At 59.6% G+C, this 17,826-nt stretch carries 11 protein-coding genes; 7 read left to right on the top strand and 4 right to left on the bottom strand.

What is annotated here, in order from left to right:
- Nucleotides 1-15 precede the first annotated feature (15 nt).
- From ACOTZB_RS10795 to ACOTZB_RS10775, 5 genes are read left to right on the top strand one after another with little or no spacing between them, the layout of a single operon-like run.
- Nucleotides 16-7,746, top strand: coding sequence for an aminotransferase class III-fold pyridoxal phosphate-dependent enzyme (locus ACOTZB_RS10795; RefSeq protein ID WP_421627203.1), 7,731 nt, complete (start codon nucleotides 16-18; stop codon nucleotides 7,744-7,746).
- Nucleotides 7,743-8,759, top strand: coding sequence for an arylesterase (locus ACOTZB_RS10790; protein ID WP_421627116.1), 1,017 nt, complete (start codon nucleotides 7,743-7,745; stop codon nucleotides 8,757-8,759). The genes ACOTZB_RS10795 and ACOTZB_RS10790 overlap by 4 nt, the downstream gene beginning before the upstream one ends.
- 1 nt (nucleotide 8,760) lies before the next feature.
- Complete coding sequence (locus ACOTZB_RS10785; protein ID WP_421627115.1) at nucleotides 8,761-9,816, top strand: 2Fe-2S iron-sulfur cluster binding domain-containing protein; 1,056 nt, start codon at nucleotides 8,761-8,763, stop codon at nucleotides 9,814-9,816.
- Nucleotides 9,810-10,979 (top strand): alkane 1-monooxygenase, encoded by a 1,170-nt coding sequence (locus ACOTZB_RS10780; RefSeq protein ID WP_193805179.1) that lies wholly within the window; start codon nucleotides 9,810-9,812, stop codon nucleotides 10,977-10,979. Before ACOTZB_RS10785 ends, ACOTZB_RS10780 begins: the two co-directional genes overlap by 7 nt.
- Nucleotides 10,972-11,919 (top strand): alpha/beta fold hydrolase, encoded by a 948-nt coding sequence (locus tag ACOTZB_RS10775; protein WP_047652059.1) that lies wholly within the window; start codon nucleotides 10,972-10,974, stop codon nucleotides 11,917-11,919. The genes ACOTZB_RS10780 and ACOTZB_RS10775 overlap by 8 nt, the downstream gene beginning before the upstream one ends.
- On the opposite strand, the gene ACOTZB_RS10770 is transcribed toward ACOTZB_RS10775, so the two are convergent.
- Together ACOTZB_RS10770 and ACOTZB_RS10765 are read right to left on the bottom strand one after the other, a co-directional pair.
- Nucleotides 11,887-12,600 (bottom strand): 4'-phosphopantetheinyl transferase family protein, encoded by a 714-nt coding sequence (locus ACOTZB_RS10770; protein ID WP_193805178.1) that lies wholly within the window; start codon nucleotides 12,598-12,600, stop codon nucleotides 11,887-11,889. The two genes, ACOTZB_RS10775 and ACOTZB_RS10770, sit on opposite strands and share 33 nt — an antisense overlap.
- A 96-nt stretch (nucleotides 12,601-12,696) precedes the next feature.
- On the bottom strand, nucleotides 12,697-13,545 hold the full coding sequence (locus tag ACOTZB_RS10765; RefSeq protein WP_257831079.1) for an SDR family oxidoreductase: 849 nt from the start codon (nucleotides 13,543-13,545) through the stop codon (nucleotides 12,697-12,699).
- 84 nt (nucleotides 13,546-13,629) lie between these two features.
- On the opposite strand from ACOTZB_RS10765, the gene ACOTZB_RS10760 reads away from it, so the two are divergent.
- Complete coding sequence (locus tag ACOTZB_RS10760; RefSeq protein ID WP_193805176.1) at nucleotides 13,630-14,016, top strand: winged helix-turn-helix transcriptional regulator; 387 nt, start codon at nucleotides 13,630-13,632, stop codon at nucleotides 14,014-14,016.
- Between the two features lie 86 nt (nucleotides 14,017-14,102).
- Here ACOTZB_RS10760 and ACOTZB_RS10755 read toward each other — a convergent pair whose 3' ends face one another.
- Nucleotides 14,103-16,046, bottom strand: coding sequence for a bifunctional 2',3'-cyclic-nucleotide 2'-phosphodiesterase/3'-nucleotidase (locus tag ACOTZB_RS10755; protein ID WP_421627114.1), 1,944 nt, complete (start codon nucleotides 16,044-16,046; stop codon nucleotides 14,103-14,105).
- Between the two features lie 190 nt (nucleotides 16,047-16,236).
- On the opposite strand from ACOTZB_RS10755, the gene cysQ reads away from it, so the two are divergent.
- Entirely contained in the window at nucleotides 16,237-16,977 is a 741-nt protein-coding gene (gene cysQ / locus ACOTZB_RS10750) for a 3'(2'),5'-bisphosphate nucleotidase CysQ (protein ID WP_421627113.1), read from the top strand.
- On the opposite strand, the gene ACOTZB_RS10745 is transcribed toward cysQ, so the two are convergent.
- Nucleotides 16,971-17,528, bottom strand: coding sequence for a YtfJ family protein (locus tag ACOTZB_RS10745; protein ID WP_127729375.1), 558 nt, complete (start codon nucleotides 17,526-17,528; stop codon nucleotides 16,971-16,973). The two genes, cysQ and ACOTZB_RS10745, sit on opposite strands and share 7 nt — an antisense overlap.
- Nucleotides 17,529-17,826 lie beyond the last annotated feature (298 nt).

The raw sequence follows: 17,826 nt of genomic DNA, 5'->3' as shown, positions 1-17,826 counted from the left end.
ATAGAGCGAATTATGATGCCGTCTCATCAGTTGTTTAACAGGGGATATCATTCCTTCAACCAGCTTTTGCCCGTACTTGCTGTTCAACAAACTACTCAGACGGCATTTGAATTCGTCCGCAGCGCCAGTGATATTCAGAGCCAAAGCTATGACCAGTTACACCAGCGCGCCGCGTCGCTTGCACACGCATTACTGCAATACGGGCAACGGGGCGACCGGGTAATATTGCTTTATCCGGATGGCGAAGATTTTATTGGCGCTTTTTTTGGATGCCTTTATGCCGGCAGGGTGGCGGTTCCCGTCCCGATGCCCGCAAAATCATCAGGAAGCGCGTGGGAGCGTTTTGCCGGAGTATTACGTAATGCGCAAACGGAATGTATTGTTACGACAGCAAAGGGAGCAGAAACGCTAGGCCAGCTATCACTTCCGTTATCCCCGCTTATTTTTACCTTCGACAAACCAGACACAGCTGCGCTACCGGCGGGCTATCGTCTGCATCCTCTTGATCGCACGTTCTCCGGGGCATTTCACCCCGTTCCGGTAGCGGAAAACGATCTGGCTTTTTTACAGTACACTTCGGGTTCGACGGGCTCTCCGAAGGGCGTGATGGTGACCCATGGCAACCTGTGGGCTAACTCGCATGCCATTCACCGCTTTTTCGGCCATCACAGCGAAAGCCGGGGCACGATCTGGCTGCCGCATTTTCATGATATGGGGCTTATTGGCGGGCTGCTGCAGCCCGTGTTTGGCGCCTTCCCCTGTCGGGTGATGTCGCCCATGATGCTCATGAAAAACCCCCTTAACTGGCTCAAACATATTTCTGACTATCAGGCGACGACCTCCGGCGGCCCTAATTTCGCCTACGATCTGTGCGTGCGCAAGATTGGCAGAGAGCAGGTTGAGGCACTGGATCTTTCGCGCTGGGATGTGGCCTTTTGCGGCGCAGAGCCGATTCGGCCCGCCACGCTACAGCAGTTTAGCGAACACTTTGCGCCCGCCGGGTTTCGGCCCGGCGCGTTCCTGCCCTGCTACGGCATGGCGGAAACCACGCTCATCGTCACCGGGATGGAGAAAGGACAAGGGCTCCGCGTTTCCGACGAGGCCGGTGCGGTGAGCTGCGGGCAGGCTCTGCCGGATACCGAGGTGCGTATCGTCGATCCCGATCGCCATCAGCCGCTTACTGATGGTGAGAGCGGGGAAATATGGCTGCGTGGTCCGAGCGTTGCCGCAGGATACTGGGATAATGACGCCGCCACGCGCGAAACCTTCCAGGCGTCTCTGACAGGTCATCCGCACCCGTGGCTGCGCAGCGGCGATATGGGGTTTCTCCAGTCCGGCCATTTGTACGTCACCGGACGGCTCAAAGAGCTGCTGATTATCAACGGCCAGAACCACTACCCGACGGATATTGAAGAGACGATCCGCCAGGCCGATCCCGCGCTGGCGGAAGCGACGGTTTGCGTGTTTGCCAGTGAAGACGAGCGCCCGGTTGCGCTGCTTGAGCTGATGACGCGTCATAAACACGATCTCGATATGGCGACGCTGGCACCGTCCGTGACCGCGGCGGTGGCGGAGCGGCACGGCATCACGCTGGATGAACTGCTCCTTGTCGGGCGAAGGTCAATTCCCCGCACCACCAGCGGGAAACTACAGCGCACCCGCGCGAAAGCGATGCACCAGCAGGGAACCCTGGAAGTAGCCTGGCGCAGCTGCCAGGACACGTCGAAACCTGTTGAACTCGCGGGGGAAACCCCACCCGCGCTGGCGGCGCTGATAGCCGGGATAATCAGCAGCGCGATGAACACGACGATCGGCGAATCCCAGTGGGACGAGGCGTTTACCGGCTTTGGCATGAGCTCTCTGCAGGCGGTGGGCGTGATTGGCGAGCTTGAACAGCGGCTGGGCCGCGAGCTCTCTCCCGCGCTGATTTATGACTACCCCACCATCAATCGGCTGGCGGCCGCGCTGGGGCAACCCGCTGCGGCCCGGCCGGTCAGCTCAGCCGTCGCAGAGAGTGCCATTGCGGTGATTGGCATCGGTGTGGAGCTGCCGGGACATAGCGGCGTGGAGGCGCTGTGGTCGCTGCTGCAGCAGGGCCACAGCACGACCGGCGAGATCCCGGCGCACCGCTGGCGTACCTCGTCCCTTGACGGTTTTAACCGTAAAGGCAGTTTCTTCGACGAGGTCGACGCGTTCGACGCAGGCTACTTCGGCATCTCTCCCCGTGAGGCCGTCTATATCGATCCGCAGCATCGTCTGCTGTTAGAAACCGTTCAACAGGCGCTAACCGATGCCGGCCTTAAGGCGTCCTCCCTGCGCGGTAGCGATACGGCGGTCTTTGTTGGGATCAGCGCCAGCGACTACGCTCTGGCCTGCGGCGATAACGTCTCGGCCTACAGCGGCTTAGGCAACGCGCACAGTATCGCGGCCAACCGAATTTCTTATCTTTATGATTTAAAAGGTCCAAGCGTCGCCGTCGACACGGCCTGTTCTTCCTCGCTGGTGGCGATAGAGGGGGCAATGCAGAGCCTGCGGGCCGGACGTTGCGCTCTGGCCATTGCCGGAGGCGTTAATCTGGCGCTGACGCCGCATTTGCAAAAAGTCTTCACCGAAGCCCAGATGCTGGCCCCCGACGGCCGGTGTAAAACCTTCGACGCCCGCGCGGATGGCTACGTTCGTGGCGAAGGGTGTGGCGTCGTGGTGCTTAAGCCGCTTTCACAGGCGCTGGCGGATGGCGATCGGGTTTATGCCACGCTGGTGGCGAGCGCCGTGAATCAGGACGGCCGCAGCAACGGCATAACCGCGCCCAATGGCCCATCGCAGCAGGCGGTCATCCTGCAGGCGATGGCGGACGCCGGGTTGGACAGCGACAGCATTGACTATATCGAAGCGCACGGTACGGGAACCGCGCTTGGCGATCTGATTGAATATCAGGCGCTGGAAGCGGTGTTTGCGGACCGGAAAAAGACCGCACCTGTCCAGGTGGGTTCGATCAAAACCAACATTGGCCACCTTGAGGCGGCGGCGGGCGTGCTGGGCGTGGTGAAAACGTCTCTGATGCTGCACTTCCGGCAATACGTACCTCACCTCAATTTTCAGCAGAAAAACCCGCATATTGCGGCGATTAGCCGTCATGTTGAGGTGAGCGGCGCGCAGCCTGCCTCATGGCATGCCGATGGCGAAGCACGCTACGCGGGCGTAAGCAGCTTTGGCTTCGGCGGTACCAACGGTCATGTGATTTTGCGCAGCGCGCCAGCGGTGGAAAAACGCCAGGAGCCCGCTGCGCCGCACGGCCTGCTTCTGGTCGGTTCACATGATGAAGGGGCGTTTACCCTTCAGCGGGAGGCGGTCAAAAAAGGGTTATCGACGTGCCAGGAGAGCGATATCGCTACCTGGTGTCGGCTGGTGAACACCCGCTACGACGCGGCCCGCTATCGCGGCGTGGCGTATGGCGCGGATCGCGCCCAGCTGAAGGAAAGCCTTGCGCAGCTCACCGTCTGCAAGGCGGGTAAAGCCCAGCCCCAGGTCTGGCTCTTCCCCGGGCAGGGCACCCAGCAAATCGGCATGGGGGCCGAGCTGTATCACCATCTGCCGCACTATCGCACCCAGTTTGACGCGCTGGCGACGACTATTCAGCAGCGCTATCAGATTGATATTACGCAGGCATTGTTTGCCCGTGACGACAGCTGGCAGCGCTGCGCCAGAACCTGTCAGCTCTCATTATTTGCCTGTAGCTACGCGCTTGCTCAGAGCGTGATGCAGTTCGGCCCGCGTCCGGCTGCCGTATTGGGGCACAGCCTGGGAGAGTACTGCGCGGCGGTTATCGCCGGCTATCTCTCGCTGGACGACGGGCTGGCAATGGTTCATCAGCGCGCGCTGTTGATGTCAGCCCTGACGCAGGAAGGGGCGATGGCTGTCGTCTTCAGCGGCGAAGCCGACGTCCGTCAGATGATTTCCCCCTGGACGGGCGACATTGATATTGCCGCATTCAACACGCCGACGCTGACCACCATCGCAGGCAGCCGGGCGGCGATTGACGCCTGCCTTCACGCCATATCTTCAAAAGGCGGTCACGCCAGAAAAATTAAAACTGCCAGCGCATTTCACTCCTCGATGATGGATCCGATCCTCGGCGCCTGGCGCGAGTGGCTGGTCAACAACGTCACCTTCACCTGCGGGACGATCCCGTTTTACAGCAACCTGAACGGTGAGGCGTGCGACCGCACCGACGCCGACTACTGGACCCGGCAAATTCGCCAGCCCGTGAGTTTCCTTCAGGGCGTGCAAAACGTGCTTGCGCAGGGTGAGTTCACCTTTATCGATCTGAGTGCGGACGGTTCGCTGGGCAAATTTGTGACCGCAACCGACCGCCGTCACCGGGTGCTGGCCGCAGGCGACCGGCGACATGAGTACAAATCACTGCTGACGCTGCTGGGTACGCTGTGGCAGCAAGGGCACGACATCAACTGGAGCGGGCTGTACCACGCGACCACGCGGGAGGCGCTAGCCCTGCCCGCAATCCAGTTCTGCCGCAAACGATACTGGCTGGCAGATGAGACGCCAGCGCAGACCCCATCTGCAAAAGAGGACGCTATGTCAAATCAACACCATTTAGCCGCTGAAATAAAAGCGATTATTGCCGGTTTTCTTGAGGCGGATCCCGCCGCGCTTGACGACTCTCTGCCGTTCCTGGAAATGGGGGCGGACTCGCTGGTGCTGCTGGATGCCATCAATACCATTAAAGACCGCTATGGCGTAGCCATCCCGGTGCGGGCGCTGTTTGAAGAGCTCAATACGCTGGACGCGGTGATCGGTTATGTGGTGGAGCACGCGCAGCCGGCGGCGGCTTCGCTCACCACCCCGGAAACCGCCGGCCTGGCGGCACAGCCTGTCGCGACACCGCAGGGGGCCAGCAGGCCGGTGCCTGATACGGTTCAGGATCTGATTGCCCGCCAGCTGGAGCTCATGTCCCAGCAGCTAAATTTGCTTAACGGCACGGCGCAGGCTCTCCCGATGCCAGCCGCACCCGCGACGCCGGACGTGATCGCGCCTGCGCCCGTCGTGGCCCCGGCCGTACCGGTGAAGGCCAGCGCGCACAACAGCTGGTTTAAAAAAGAGACCAAAAAGGTCTCCCTCGGCGCTGAGCGCGACCAGCATCTGGCGCAACTCACCCAACGGTTTGTCGATAAAACGGGCGGGTCAAAACGCAATGCCCAGCAATACCGCGCCGTGCTCGCGGATAACCGGGCCTCTGCGGGCTTTCGTTTATCCACCAAAGAGATGCTTTACCCCTTAGTGGGAGAGCGCTCTCAGGGTTCGCGCATCTGGGATGTCGATGGCAACGAGTATATTGATTTTACGATGGGGTTTGGCGCTAACCTGCTGGGACATGCGCCGGACTGCGTGCAGCAGGCCGTTGCCGACCAGCTGGCGCGGGGCATGCAGATTGGGCCGCAAAGCGCCCTGGCGGGCGAGGTGGCAACGCTTATCAGCGAGCTGACCGGCCAGCAGCGGGTGGCATTTTGTAACTCCGGCTCTGAAGCGGTAATGAGCGCCGTGCGCCTGGCGCGCGCCGTGACGGGGAAAAATAAAGTCGCGCTGTTTAGCGGCTCGTATCATGGCGTGTTTGATGGCATTCTGGGGCGACAGCAGGGGGGAGAAACCCCCGAGCGCGCGACGCCGATTGCCGCAGGCACGCCGCCATCGCTGGTGGACGACCTGCTGGTGCTCGATTACGGCAGCGAAGAGAGCCTGGCGCTTATCGCCCGCTATGCCGCCGAGCTGGCGGTGGTGATCGTCGAACCGGTGCAGAGCCGTTATCCCGATCATCAGCCACGCGAATACCTGCATACCCTGCGTGAACTGACGACAACCCACAACATTGCGCTGATGTTTGACGAGGTGATCACCGGTTTCCGTCTGGCTGCCGGCGGCGCGCAGGCGTATTACGGCGTTCAGGCGGATATCGCCTCCTACGGAAAGATTGTCGGCGGCGGTATGCCGATCGGCGTGATAGCAGGCTCTGCCCGCTTTATGGACAGTATCGACGGCGGATTCTGGCAGTATGGCGATGACTCCTGGCCTCAGGCTGAACTGATCTTCTTTGCCGGTACGTTCTCCAAGCATCCGCTGACCATGGCGGCAAGCAAAGCCGTGCTGGAGTACATCAAAACGCATCCGGCGCTGTATGACGACATCAACCAAAAAACCGCGCGTCTGGCGATGTCGCTAAATACCTGGTTCTCAGCGACCGGCACGCCGATTGAGATCGTCTCAGCCGGCAGCCTGTTCCGTTTCAAATTCAACGGTAACTACGACATCCTCTTCCACCACCTGATGCTGCGCGGCATTTTCATCTGGGAAGGACGTAACTGTTTTGTCTCGGTCGCGCACGCGGATGAGGATATCGATCGGTTTATTGCGGCGGTGAAAGAGAGCGTTAACGCCATGCGCGTGGACGGCTTCTTTGGCGAGGCGGGATTGCGCCCCGACACGCGTTATGCCGTTGCAGACAGCCAGCAGCGTTTTCTGCAGCTGGCCGCGCAGGATGAAAGCGGGCGGTTGGCCGGGACGATCGGCGGCGTCATTAACACGCCGCGCAATGTAGATGGCGACATCATGCGCGCCGCCTGGCAACTGCTGTGCGAGCGCCATGACGCGCTGCGTATGCAGTACACCGACGCGGGTGAACTTCAGGTGGCCCTGGCGCCCGTCGTCGATGTCTGCGAGGAAAACGCTGCGCCTGCCGCCTGTCTCGCTGAATTTGCTGCGCGTCCTTTTGATCTTACCGCCGCGCCGCTGGCTCGCCTGCTGCTTGTCCGCCACGAGGGGAAAACCACGCTCGCCATCTCGGCCCATCATACGGTGGCGGACGGCTGGTCGTTTATGGTGATGCTGCGCGAGCTGCTGCATCTTTACGATGCCCTGGCGTCGGGTAAACGTCCTGACCTGGCGGCTGCGGCAAGCTATCTGCAGGCTATCCGCGCGCAGAACATCGTCAGCGAGGCTGAGCTACCTACGCGTCTTGCGGCGCTTCCAGCGCGCCGGGTAACGCCGGAAGTTCTGAGGGTGCAAGATCCCTCCCTGACGTATCAGGGGCAGCGGCTGGTACAGCGCCTGTCGTATCCGGGCCTGACCGGGCAGCTTCGCAAAGCCTCCGCCGAGCTGCGGGTGACCCGCTTCGCGATGCTGAATGCGCTCTTTACCCTGACGCTTGAGAAGGCGGTCGGTCATTCCCCGGTGCCGGTCGGCGTGCCGGATGCCGGGCGGGATTTCGGGCAGGGGGACGCGCTTGTCGGGCAGTGCGTCAGGCTGTTGCCGCTATGTATCGACAGCGCTGCCTGCGCGTCGGTGTCCGGGGTTGCCAGGGCAATCCATGACGGTATCCTCGCGCAGCGCGGCGAGCCCGCCCTGCCGTCACGCTGCTTCCACGGTCAGGATGCGCCGCTTCCGCTGCTGGCGACCTTTAACGTCGAGCCGCATGCTCCGCTGGCAGAAATGCGGCAGTGGGAGGCCAGTCTGTCGCTGCTCCCGATCGGCGCCGTCGAATTCCCGTTGATGGTTAACATTCTCGAGACGAAAGAGGGGCTGTCCGTCGAGCTGGATTACCAGATGCGCTATTTCACCGAGGAACGAGCCCGCGCGTTGCTGGAGCACTTCCTGAAGGCGATAACCGTGCTGGCCGAGCAGGGAGAAGAGGCTGTTGAAGCGCTGTTCTCGTCGTCAGAGGCGCTGGCCGCATCATGAAAAAGCTGACGATTTTCGTTCTCGCGGGCGCCGTGCTGGCGTTCGCCGTTAATCTGCTGATCGATGCCGGACTGTTTTACCGGGTGCAGGAGAGCGGCGGGGAACAGTGCCAAAAAATAACGGGCATTGAGGGCGCGGAGGATATCGCTCCCTTATCGGATGGCGGGGCGATAGCCAGTAGCCTCAACCGACACGGCAGCGCGCCCGGGGCGCTGTATTACCTCAACGGCAGCGACCGGCCGCGGCGATTGGCCGGCGACTATCCGGATGTCTTCTTCCCGCACGGCATCGATGTCTGGCAGCAGGAGGGCGTGACGTGGATCTACGTGGTGAACCACCGCCCTCAGGAGGACAGCATTGATGTGTTTCGCTTCAATCGCGCGCAGATGCGTCTTGAGTATCAGCCCGCCCTGTCGCGCGCTGTCGGCAACAACATCAATGATATCAGCGTGATTGATAAAACCCGCTGGCTGCTGACGCGGGACCACCGCTGGAAGGGCTTCGCGGGACGCCTGGAGGACTATCTGCGGCTGCCGCTCTCCAGCGTCCTGCTGGCAGACGGGGCGGGGCTGCATACCCTGATCGATGGCCTGCATTTTGCGAACGGCATTTACTACAACCGACCGCAGGGGCGTCTGTACGTGGCGGAAACCACCCGCGGCGCGGTGAGCAGCTGGGCGTGGCAACCGAACGAGGCTGCGCCCGTCCTGCTGGGGCGCGTCAGCGGTCTGCATGGCGTCGACAATATTCTGCCGGACGGACAGGGAATGCTGGTGGCGGCGCACCCGCAGCTTCTGAAGCTGGCCGCCTATCAGAAAGATGCCCAGGCGCGTTCACCGTCCATGGTATGGCGGCTGACAACCGGCCCACAGGGAGAGATCGCTCAGGCCAGTATGCTCTATCAGAGCCACGGCGAGGCGCTGGCGGCAATCAGCGTCGCCGCGCCGGTGGGCGGAAAGGTGATGATGGGCAGCGTCTTTGACGACGGGCTGCTGCTGTGCGGGGGGCAATAAGATGCTGAAGAGATGGTTTTCCCGACGCGGTCATTTTCAGGGGACGCTTGAGGGACGGGAATTCCCCCTGACGTCCGGCCATACGCTCCTCGAAAGCGCGCTCAACGCCGGCGTTTCCCTGCCGTATAACTGCCAGGTCGGCTCGTGTAAATCCTGTCTTTGCCGGGTGACGAGCGGGAAGGTGCGTTCGCTCGTCGACCTGAGCTATTTGCTCAGCCAGGAGGAGATTGCCGCCGGCCACGTGCTGGCATGCCAGTGCCTGCCGGAATCGGATTTAACGCTGGCCGCGGTCTCGACGTCCTGGACGCCTGCGCGAATTACGCAGGCTGTCGCGCTCTCATCAACGGTATGGCGCGTGACGCTGCTGGCGGAACAGGCGTTGCCCTTTCAGCCAGGACAATACGTTCAGGTCGGTCTCGAAAAGGATAAGGATATCCGGAGCTTCTCCGTCAGCTGGCCGAGCCGGGGGCGAGAGATTGTTCTGGATATCACGCGCCGGGAAGAGGGGCGGCTATCCCCGCTGCTGTGTGATGAACAGGGCGCTGGTCGGAAGGTGTGGCTCTCAGACTGCCGGGGGCAGTTCGGCCAGAAGGATGACGGTAACGGTCCGCTGCTGGCCATCGCCAGCGGATCGGGGCTGGGAGCGACGCTGGGTCTGGTCCGCGCCGCGCTGGCGCGTCATCCCCACCGCGAGGTCATGCTGATCCACGCGGTTCGCAGACGGCAGGACAAATTCGACCTGCAAGAACTGCAGCGTCTGCGTCAGCACCATCCCGGTTTCCACTTTCTGCATGCGTTATCCCGGGAGCGTGAGGTTCAGGAGCGAGAGCTGGCTGGCCGTGTGACCTGCTGGCTTGACGACTGGCGCGCCCTCTATCCCCGCCGGACGGCGGTAGCCGAATGGCGCGTCGTGATTTGCGGCAATCCAGCGCTGGCGCAGGCGTGTCGGCAAAGGCTACTTGCCGGAGGGGTGATGAGCCACTTGCTTGAAATGGACTGCTTCTCGCCGCCGGTCGGTGCAAAAAACAGTCATAACAATAAGGAGCCCGTATGTTGAGTTACCTGAGATTTGCCCTTGTCCCCTGCGTTTTTTTACCGCTCACCGCGCTAACCACTCTGCTCGGCGGCGTGTGGATCGTCGTTTCCATGCTCTGCGTGACGCTGAGCTATGTCCTCTTCGATAACGCAACCACGCACGACACCGCCGATCGCCACTACCGACTTCCTGCGCTGCTGGAGATCATCCCGTATTTACAGCTCCCGGCCGCGCTGCTGGCGTTGTTCACTCTTGTCTGGCAGGCCGCTCCCGGCGATCTGCTCGGGTTTGGCGCATGGCTTTCCGCCCTCACGGGTCACAACATTATGGCGCTGCATAACCTTACCCTACCTGAGCTGCTGCTTGCGGCGGCCTCCACCGGCTATACCATGAGCACCAATACCGTGGTGGCTCATGAGCTTATCCACAAAACCCACAGTCTGATGGCGATGATGGTCGGGCGCTGGCTTCTGGCGCTGGTCGGCGATGCGCAGTTTTCGATTTCGCACGTCTATTCGCATCATCCTAACGTGGCGACCCCGGCGGACGGGGCGACGGCGCGTCGTGGGGAAAATGTGTATCGCTTCTTTATCCGTTCCTCTCTGTCGCAGTATGTTGAATCCTGGCAGGTTGAAGCACAGCGGCTGTCGCTTCAGAACCGGCGCGGCGCCATGCTGGTGAACCGGGTGATAAGCGGGGTGCTGATGAGCCTGCTGATCGTGGTGGCCTGCTTTACGGCGGCGGGCATCAGGGGCGCGCTGGCGTGCCTGGTGACCATGCTGGTGTCTAAATTCCTGTTTGAAACGGTGAATTACATCCAGCACTACGGTCTGGTCCGCCTTCCCGGCACGCGCGTGGAGCCGCGACACAGCTGGGATTGCAATAACCGGGCCTCGTCGGCCGGTCTGTTGAACCTGACGCGCCACTCCGATCATCACACCCATCCCCGCCGTGAGTACTGGAATTTGCAGGCGCACAGCTATGCGGTGGGAATAGAGAAAGGGTATGTCGCCCATATTTTCTACGCGCTGATACCGCCACTGTGGTTTAAACGAATGGAAGCAAAACTCGCGTACTGGGACGAACACGTTGCCAGCGACGCAGAGCGTGCCCTGATCCGTCAGTCTGAATCATCCGCGGTTAATTCCACTGTTCCCTGTGTTTCTGGAGAATCCCATGAGTGAGCAATTTGATCGACTGATCGAGCAAGCCTACCAGCAGTATCGTGGACCCGCCTACCTGCGCTCGCCGATGGTTTCATGCGTGAAGGCCGGGATTCGCCTTATGGATTGGGTTGTGCCGGGGGCGACCGCCGACTGGCTGGGCAATCGGTTTTTTACGCCGCGCCGGGTGCCGACGCGTGCAAGCGATAAAGAGATGACGGCGCTGGCGAGCCGCATTGAATCCCTCCCTCTGAGCAATGGTAAACATGCGGTGGTGTACCGCTGGGGCAGCACGGGACCTACCGTGCTATTAGCCCACGGCTGGGAGTCCAGGGCTTCCCACTTTGGCAGGCTGATCAAAGCGCTGGTCGAAAAAGGCTTTCAGGTCATCGGGTTTGACGCCCCTGCACATGGTAACGCGGCAGGTTGTCAGAGCAGCATCGTCGAGTTCATTGAAATCATTGAACAACTCGCGCAGCAGGATGGCGGTTTTGACGCGATTGTGGCGCACTCGTTTGGCGGGTTATCCGTCATCAATGCGGTAAAAGCGGGATTGCGGACCCGCGCGCTGGTTATCGTAGGCGCGCCGACGCACTTTAGCGGGCTGGTCACGAAATATGCCGCGATCCTGAACCTCCCGGGACGTCAGCAGCAGAGGCTGCGCCGGTATATTGAAGGGTATTTTGGTATTGGCGAGGCGGTCTGGCAGCGCTTTAACGCTTACGAGGGGCTGCAGCAGGTCGATCAGCCCGCCCTTGTTATTCACGACAGCAGTGATGACATCGTATTGCGGGTCGAAGCAGAATGCCTGGTCAACGCCTGGCCTGGCGCGAGGCTGGCAGAGACCCACGGCCAGGGGCATAATCCGCTGCGCCGTCCGGGGGAGGGCATCGACATGGTGATGACGTATCTTGCTCCCTTGCTGACGTCAGGCAATGAGCGTGATAACCCGGTTGCCTGATAGCTGATAATAGCCCTGGATCCGGCTGCCCTTTACGCGTTGGGGGGAAAGCGTCCGGGTCAGCTCCAGGGCGATCCCCTGCTGTTCAGGCGCAATGTGGCACACGCTGGCCGCGTCAAAATCGAGGACGCGGCCAACGTCAGGATAGAGCGCTTTATAGAGACTCTCTTTCGCGGAAAAGGTCATTAATAGCGCGCTAGCCTCGTCGATCCGGCTGGCGGCAAGGCACTCCCGCTCCTGCGGTGTGGTAAACAGGTGCGCTGTCCGCTGCATCGTCTCGGGTGCAAGAAATTCAATGTCGACGCCCGGCGTCAGGCCCGACGCCTCTGGCGCAACAACCGCCAGCGCCCATTCATGAGAATGTGACAGGCTGCCCCGCCAGCCGGAAGGCCACACCGGAGAACGGTCTGGCGCGCTGCCCGGCGTAGCGTCACAGCCGAAGGATTTCAGCACCCGTTGCGCGGCATAGCGTGCCGCAAGATATTCCGCCCTGCGTTTAACCACGGCGCTGTTGAGCGGGCCGGGAAAGGGGATGCCCCATTTATCAAAGAGCCCGTCATGGTAATCACGCGCGGTGAATGAGACCAGGCAGTAGCGCAGGGCGGGGAAAGGGTCGACGCTGCCCATCTCAACGGAGTGAATAAAAGGGGGCGCTGAATCCGTGTTTATCGCAGTAAACATTGCAGGGTATCGGTATCTGTCGGGGGAACAGAATGCCATATAAGTGCGGGCCGGGTAAGGGAAATGACCCGGCCGCAGGAAAAAACGTTCAGGCCGTTACAGAATGGCTTTAATGCTCTGCGCCAGCGGCGTCGTTGCGCGCCCGATCAGTTTGCTCAGCGTGTGGCTATCGTCAAAGAGTCCCCCTTTGGACGCGCCCACATCGGAGTCCGCCAGCATATCTGCCAGCCCGGCAGGCAGGCCGACGCTTTTCAGCGCGGCGGCAAAATCCGCTTCACTGAGATTCTGATAGGTTACCGGCTTCCCGCTCTGTTTGCTGAGTTCAGCCGCCAGTTCGCTCAGCGTCCAGCCGTGGTCGCCCGCCAGTTCATAGACTTTGCCCGCGTGGCCCTCTTCAGCGATCACTTTCGCTGCCGCCGCGGCATAGTCTGCACGGGTGGCAGAGGCAATTTTGCCTTCGCCTGCCGCACCAATAAACACGCCGTGTTCCAGCGCAGGTGGCGCGCTCGCCAGGTAGTTTTCGGTATACCAGCCATTGCGCAGCAAGGCATAAGGAATGCCGGACGCCGCCAGCGCTTTTTCAGTGGCAACGTGTTCAACGTGCAGACCCAGCGGGGAGTTGTCCGCATGCAGCAGGCTGGTGTAGGCGATAAATTTCACGCCTGCCGTTTTGGCGGCGTTAATCACGTTCTGGTGCTGGGTCGCGCGCTGGCCGACTTCGCTGGAAGAGATCAGCAGCAGCTTATCCACGCCGCTCAGCGCGGTGGTGAATGCGGCTTCATCCGTGTAGTCCGCCTGGCGAACCACAATTCCCTGCTGGCTTAAGGCCTGCGCTTTCGCCGGGTTACGTACGATGGCCACAATCTGGCTGGCCGGTACGGTTTTCAGCAATTGTTCGATAACGAGATGGCCAAGCTGGCCGGTAGCGCCGGTAATCGCGATCATGATGAATCTCCTTCGTGTTTGTCTGGTGTTGTGGCACACTAGCACCATAGCTAACTTTTAGTAAGTACGTACAAAAAGGTAAGTATGAAAACAACGATACCGACGCTCAGCGAACTCATGCGCGATGGCAATCTTTTCGCGGAACAGTGCCCTTCTCGCGAGGTGCTCAAACACGTCACCAGCCGCTGGGGTGTCCTGATTCTGCTGGCCCTGCGCCAGGGAACGCATCGCTTTAGCGATCTGCGCCGTAAAATGGGCGGGGTGAGCGAAAAGATGCTGTCCCAGTCGCTCCAGGCGCTGGAGCAGGACGGGTTTGTCGATCGCGTGTCGTATCCGGTGGTGCCGCCGCACGTAGAGTATAGCCTGACGCCGATGGGGATTGAGGTCAGCGAGAAAGTCGCTGCGCTGGCGGACTGGATTGAGGTGAATACGCCGAAGGTGATGGCGAATCGGGACGATCGCGCGGCGTAAACGCCGGATATGTGCGGCCTGATGCCCTCTCCCACAGGGAGAGGGAACAAACACGGAAAACGGCAACGCATGTTGCCGTTTTGTTTTTACTTACTCAAATCCACCTGATAAATCGCAAATCCGATATCATCCGTCGCGACCTGCTTCATCGGATACTGGGCTTTATCCTTGATAAACGCGGCAGCCTTATCGGACGGCGACGTTTCAATGCGGATATCCAGTTTCGTATCGCTGTGGATCGGCGCGAGACGCCAGTTGTTGTCCACCGCCGGATGAATTTTGCCCGCCTTCTTCGACTCCGCGCTGATCCACGCCGCCAGCACCGAACGGTTCTCGTCCGGCGAGGCAAAGGCGATGTGGCTATCCCCCGTACCGGCAAACTTACCGCCGTAGGCGCGGTAGTTATTGGTCACCACCAGGAAGGTGGCATTCGGGTCGATCGCCTTGCCGTTGAAGGTCAGGTTTTTGATGCGCTCCGCCTGCGGGTTGATCGCCTGACATTCGCCGTCATATTTCGCCGGCTGGGTGACGTCAATCTGGTAGTTCACGCCGTCGATCACGTCGAAGTTATAGGTACGGAAGCCGTCCCAGTTAATCAGCGACTGCGGCTTACTGCTGTGCGGGTCAATCTGGTTAAACTGTCCGGCAGAGCACTCCAGCCACTCTTTCACCTCCTGGCCCGTCGCTTTTACCACCACCAGCGTGTTCGGGTAGAGGTAGAGATCGGCGGCGTTACGGAAGGTTAGCTGGCCCTTTTCGACTTCAACATAGCTTGCCGGGTCATTCTTACGCCCGCCTACCTTGAATGGCGCAGCCGCTGACAGGACCGGCAGTTTTGCCAGATCCGGATCGCCCTGCACAAAGTGTTCGGCATAGGCTTTCTGCGCCATGTTGACGACCTGAACGGTCGGGTCATCCTGCACCAGCGCCAGGAAGCTGTACATGTTGTCGGCGGATTTGCCGATCGGCTTGCTGACGAATTCGCGCGTGGCGTCGTGATCGTGCTTCAGCACGTCGACCAGTTTTTTATCTTCCGCCGCCAGAGATTTTTTAGCCGCAGCGTCGTAAATCGGGCGCGCTTCGGCTTTTGACTGCGTCACCTTCCAGCTGCCGCCGTCGTTATTCAGCACCAGATCCACCACGCCAAGATGGTCGCCCCACATGCCCGGCATCACCGACGGCACGCCGTTGAGCGTCCCTTTCTCAATGTCCGCGCCTTTTATGCTGGCGAAATCTTTGCCCGGGAAGACCGCGTGGGCGTGGCCGAACAGGATCGCGTCGACGCCCGGAACTTCACTCAGATAGTAAACGGAGTTTTCTGCCATGGCCTGATACGGATCGGCGGAGAGGCCCGAGTGGGCGACAACGACCACCAGATCGGCACCTTTTTCGCGCATTTCCGGCACGTATTTCCGCGCGGTTTCGGTGATGTCGTTAACGGTCACTTTACCATCGAGGTTGGCCTTATCCCACGTCATGATCTGCGGCGGCACAAAACCGATATAGCCGATTTTCAGCGTCTGTTTTTTACCGTCCTGGTCGACAACGTTTGTCTCTTTAATCAGGTAAGGGGTAAAGAGCGGCTTTTGCGTCTTAACGTCGATGATATTGGCGTTAACGTACGGGAATTTTGCACCGGCGAGCGCATCGTGCAGGTATGTCAGACCGTAGTTGAATTCGTGGTTGCCGAGGTTGCCGACGGTGTAATCCAGGGTGTTCATCGCTTTATAAACAGGATGGATCTCGCCTTTTTTCAGCCCCCTGGTCGCCATGTAGTCCCCAAGAGGGCTGCCCTGAATGAGATCGCCATTGTCGACCAGCACGCTGTTTTTCACTTCGCCACGCGCCGCATCGATCAGGCTTGCCGTGCGTACCAGACCGAATTTTTCCGTCGGGGTATCTTTGTAGTAATCGAAGTCCATCATGTTGCTGTGCAGATCGGTCGTTTCCAGAATACGCAGATCTACCGTCGCCGCCTGCACGCTCGCTGCAATCAGCGTCGCCAGAAGCGTTGCACTAAACTTAATCATCAGAGGAGTCCTTTTTTCGATGCAGAGCACAAAAGAGTATGTATCTATAGCTTGTTGCTTACAGAAATGTGAATCCTGACAGAAAAAAGTCACCTGAAACCGGAATTGCTTCACAGATAGCGGAATTGTTCACATTACGATATAACTAAAACAAAGAGTTAACCTCACTGCGTTAACAAAGAGGTGGAAAATGCTAGATAAAATTTGTCAGCTCGCACGGGATGCGGGAGATGCCATCATGCAGGTATATGACGGCAGTAAACCTATGGAGGTGGTCAGCAAGGCCGACGACTCTCCGGTCACGGCGGCGGATATCGCGGCGCATAAGGTGATCCTGACAGGGTTAAAGGCCTTAACGCCGGATATCCCCGTTCTGTCAGAAGAAGCGCCGCAAAGCTGGGACGAGCGTCAGCACTGGCAGCGCTACTGGCTGGTCGATCCGCTGGACGGGACAAAAGAATTCATCAAGCGCAACGGTGAATTCACCGTCAATATCGCCCTGATTGAGAAGGGCAAAGCGGTGCTGGGCGTGGTCTACGCGCCGGTAATGAAGGTGATGTACAGCGCTGCAGAAGGGAAGGCGTGGAAGGAAGAGTGCGGCGTGCGCAAGCAGATCCAGGTGCGCGATGCGCGTCCACCGCTGGTGGTGATTAGCCGCTCGCACAGCGACAGCGAACTTCAGGAGTACCTGCAGCAGCTGGGTGAACACCAGACCACCTCGATTGGCTCATCGCTGAAATTCTGCCTGGTGGCGGAAGGCCATGCGCAGCTCTACCCTCGCTTTGGGCCAACCAACGTCTGGGATACCGCGGCAGGTCATGCCGTTGCCGCGGCCGCCGGGGCGCATGTTCATGACTGGCAGGGCAAGCCGCTGGACTATACCCCGCGCGAATCCTTCCTCAACCCCGGCTTCCGCGTCTCTATTTACTGAGCCAGCAGCTTATGCAGCAGGTCGACAACCTGCTGCACCTCTTCCTGGGTTAACGCGCCGTCTTTCGCCCACTGAACGCGACCCTCTTTATCCAGCACGATAATCGCGGAGCTCTCTTCCTCCAGCTGCCAGGCCTTACGGGTTACGCCGTTGCTGTCGACGATAAACTGCGACCACGGATAGAGCTTTTTATTGCTCTCAAGACTGGAGCGCACAAACATTCCGGAACCCGGAATGGCGTCATCGGTATTCACGATCGTAGTCGTCTGGTAGCGGTCGTGAGGGAATTTTGCGGCCTTGATCGCTTCCACCAGGTTGGCATTTTTCTCTTTTGCGGATGTACGGCCGGCAATATGTTGTACAACTCTCACTTTGCCCGCGAGCTGCGCGCTATTCCAGGGTTTGTAGCTAAACTTATCATTGTCGAGAATCAATTCTCCCCGGTCAGCAATGCCGACTGGCGGTACACGTTGTCCTTTTTCAATGTTGTGAGCACAAGCCCACAGGGGCAGCAGCAGGCAGGCTGCTGCAAGGATATTACGTAGGGTCATGGCGTTTCCTTATTGTTTGCAGGTGATCCGACCACTTGGTCTTGCGCTTTTAATCATAAGTGCGATCAATGTGGTTTTCCCGCAATCCCGATGCCAGTTTGCGGGCGAACGCACATATCCATGAAAAAACGACGGCTTATACTGCGCCCGGTCACGCTTTGCAAAGATTATTCTGAATAATTGTAATCAAACGGTAAATAAACTTATGCACACTGGGTAACACCGTAGTTCTGGTCTATAGTCATTGGGCATTAAAATTTGCGCTCAGGACAGTCGGGCCGATTGTGGCACCGCAAGA

This window comes from Enterobacter cloacae complex sp. SHL020 (assembly GCF_049236945.1).
Taxonomy (GTDB): domain Bacteria; phylum Pseudomonadota; class Gammaproteobacteria; order Enterobacterales; family Enterobacteriaceae; genus Enterobacter; species Enterobacter dykesii.
Note: the sequence above shows the minus strand (reverse complement) of the source record. Positions and strands in the feature narration are given on the sequence as shown.

Coding starts and splice junctions, on each gene's coding strand:
- ACOTZB_RS10785 (WP_421627115.1), top strand. CDS start 8,761: ATGCTGAAGAGATGGTTTTCCCGACGCGGTCATTTTCAGGGGACGCTT.
- ACOTZB_RS10755 (WP_421627114.1), bottom strand. CDS start 16,046: ATGATTAAGTTTAGTGCAACGCTTCTGGCGACGCTGATTGCAGCGAGC.
- ACOTZB_RS10760 (WP_193805176.1), top strand. CDS start 13,630: ATGAAAACAACGATACCGACGCTCAGCGAACTCATGCGCGATGGCAAT.
- ACOTZB_RS10765 (WP_257831079.1), bottom strand. CDS start 13,545: ATGATCGCGATTACCGGCGCTACCGGCCAGCTTGGCCATCTCGTTATC.
- ACOTZB_RS10795 (WP_421627203.1), top strand. CDS start 16: ATGCCGTCTCATCAGTTGTTTAACAGGGGATATCATTCCTTCAACCAG.
- ACOTZB_RS10745 (WP_127729375.1), bottom strand. CDS start 17,528: ATGACCCTACGTAATATCCTTGCAGCAGCCTGCCTGCTGCTGCCCCTG.
- ACOTZB_RS10790 (WP_421627116.1), top strand. CDS start 7,743: ATGAAAAAGCTGACGATTTTCGTTCTCGCGGGCGCCGTGCTGGCGTTC.
- ACOTZB_RS10770 (WP_193805178.1), bottom strand. CDS start 12,600: ATGTTTACTGCGATAAACACGGATTCAGCGCCCCCTTTTATTCACTCC.
- ACOTZB_RS10775 (WP_047652059.1), top strand. CDS start 10,972: ATGAGTGAGCAATTTGATCGACTGATCGAGCAAGCCTACCAGCAGTAT.
- ACOTZB_RS10780 (WP_193805179.1), top strand. CDS start 9,810: ATGTTGAGTTACCTGAGATTTGCCCTTGTCCCCTGCGTTTTTTTACCG.
- cysQ (WP_421627113.1), top strand. CDS start 16,237: ATGCTAGATAAAATTTGTCAGCTCGCACGGGATGCGGGAGATGCCATC.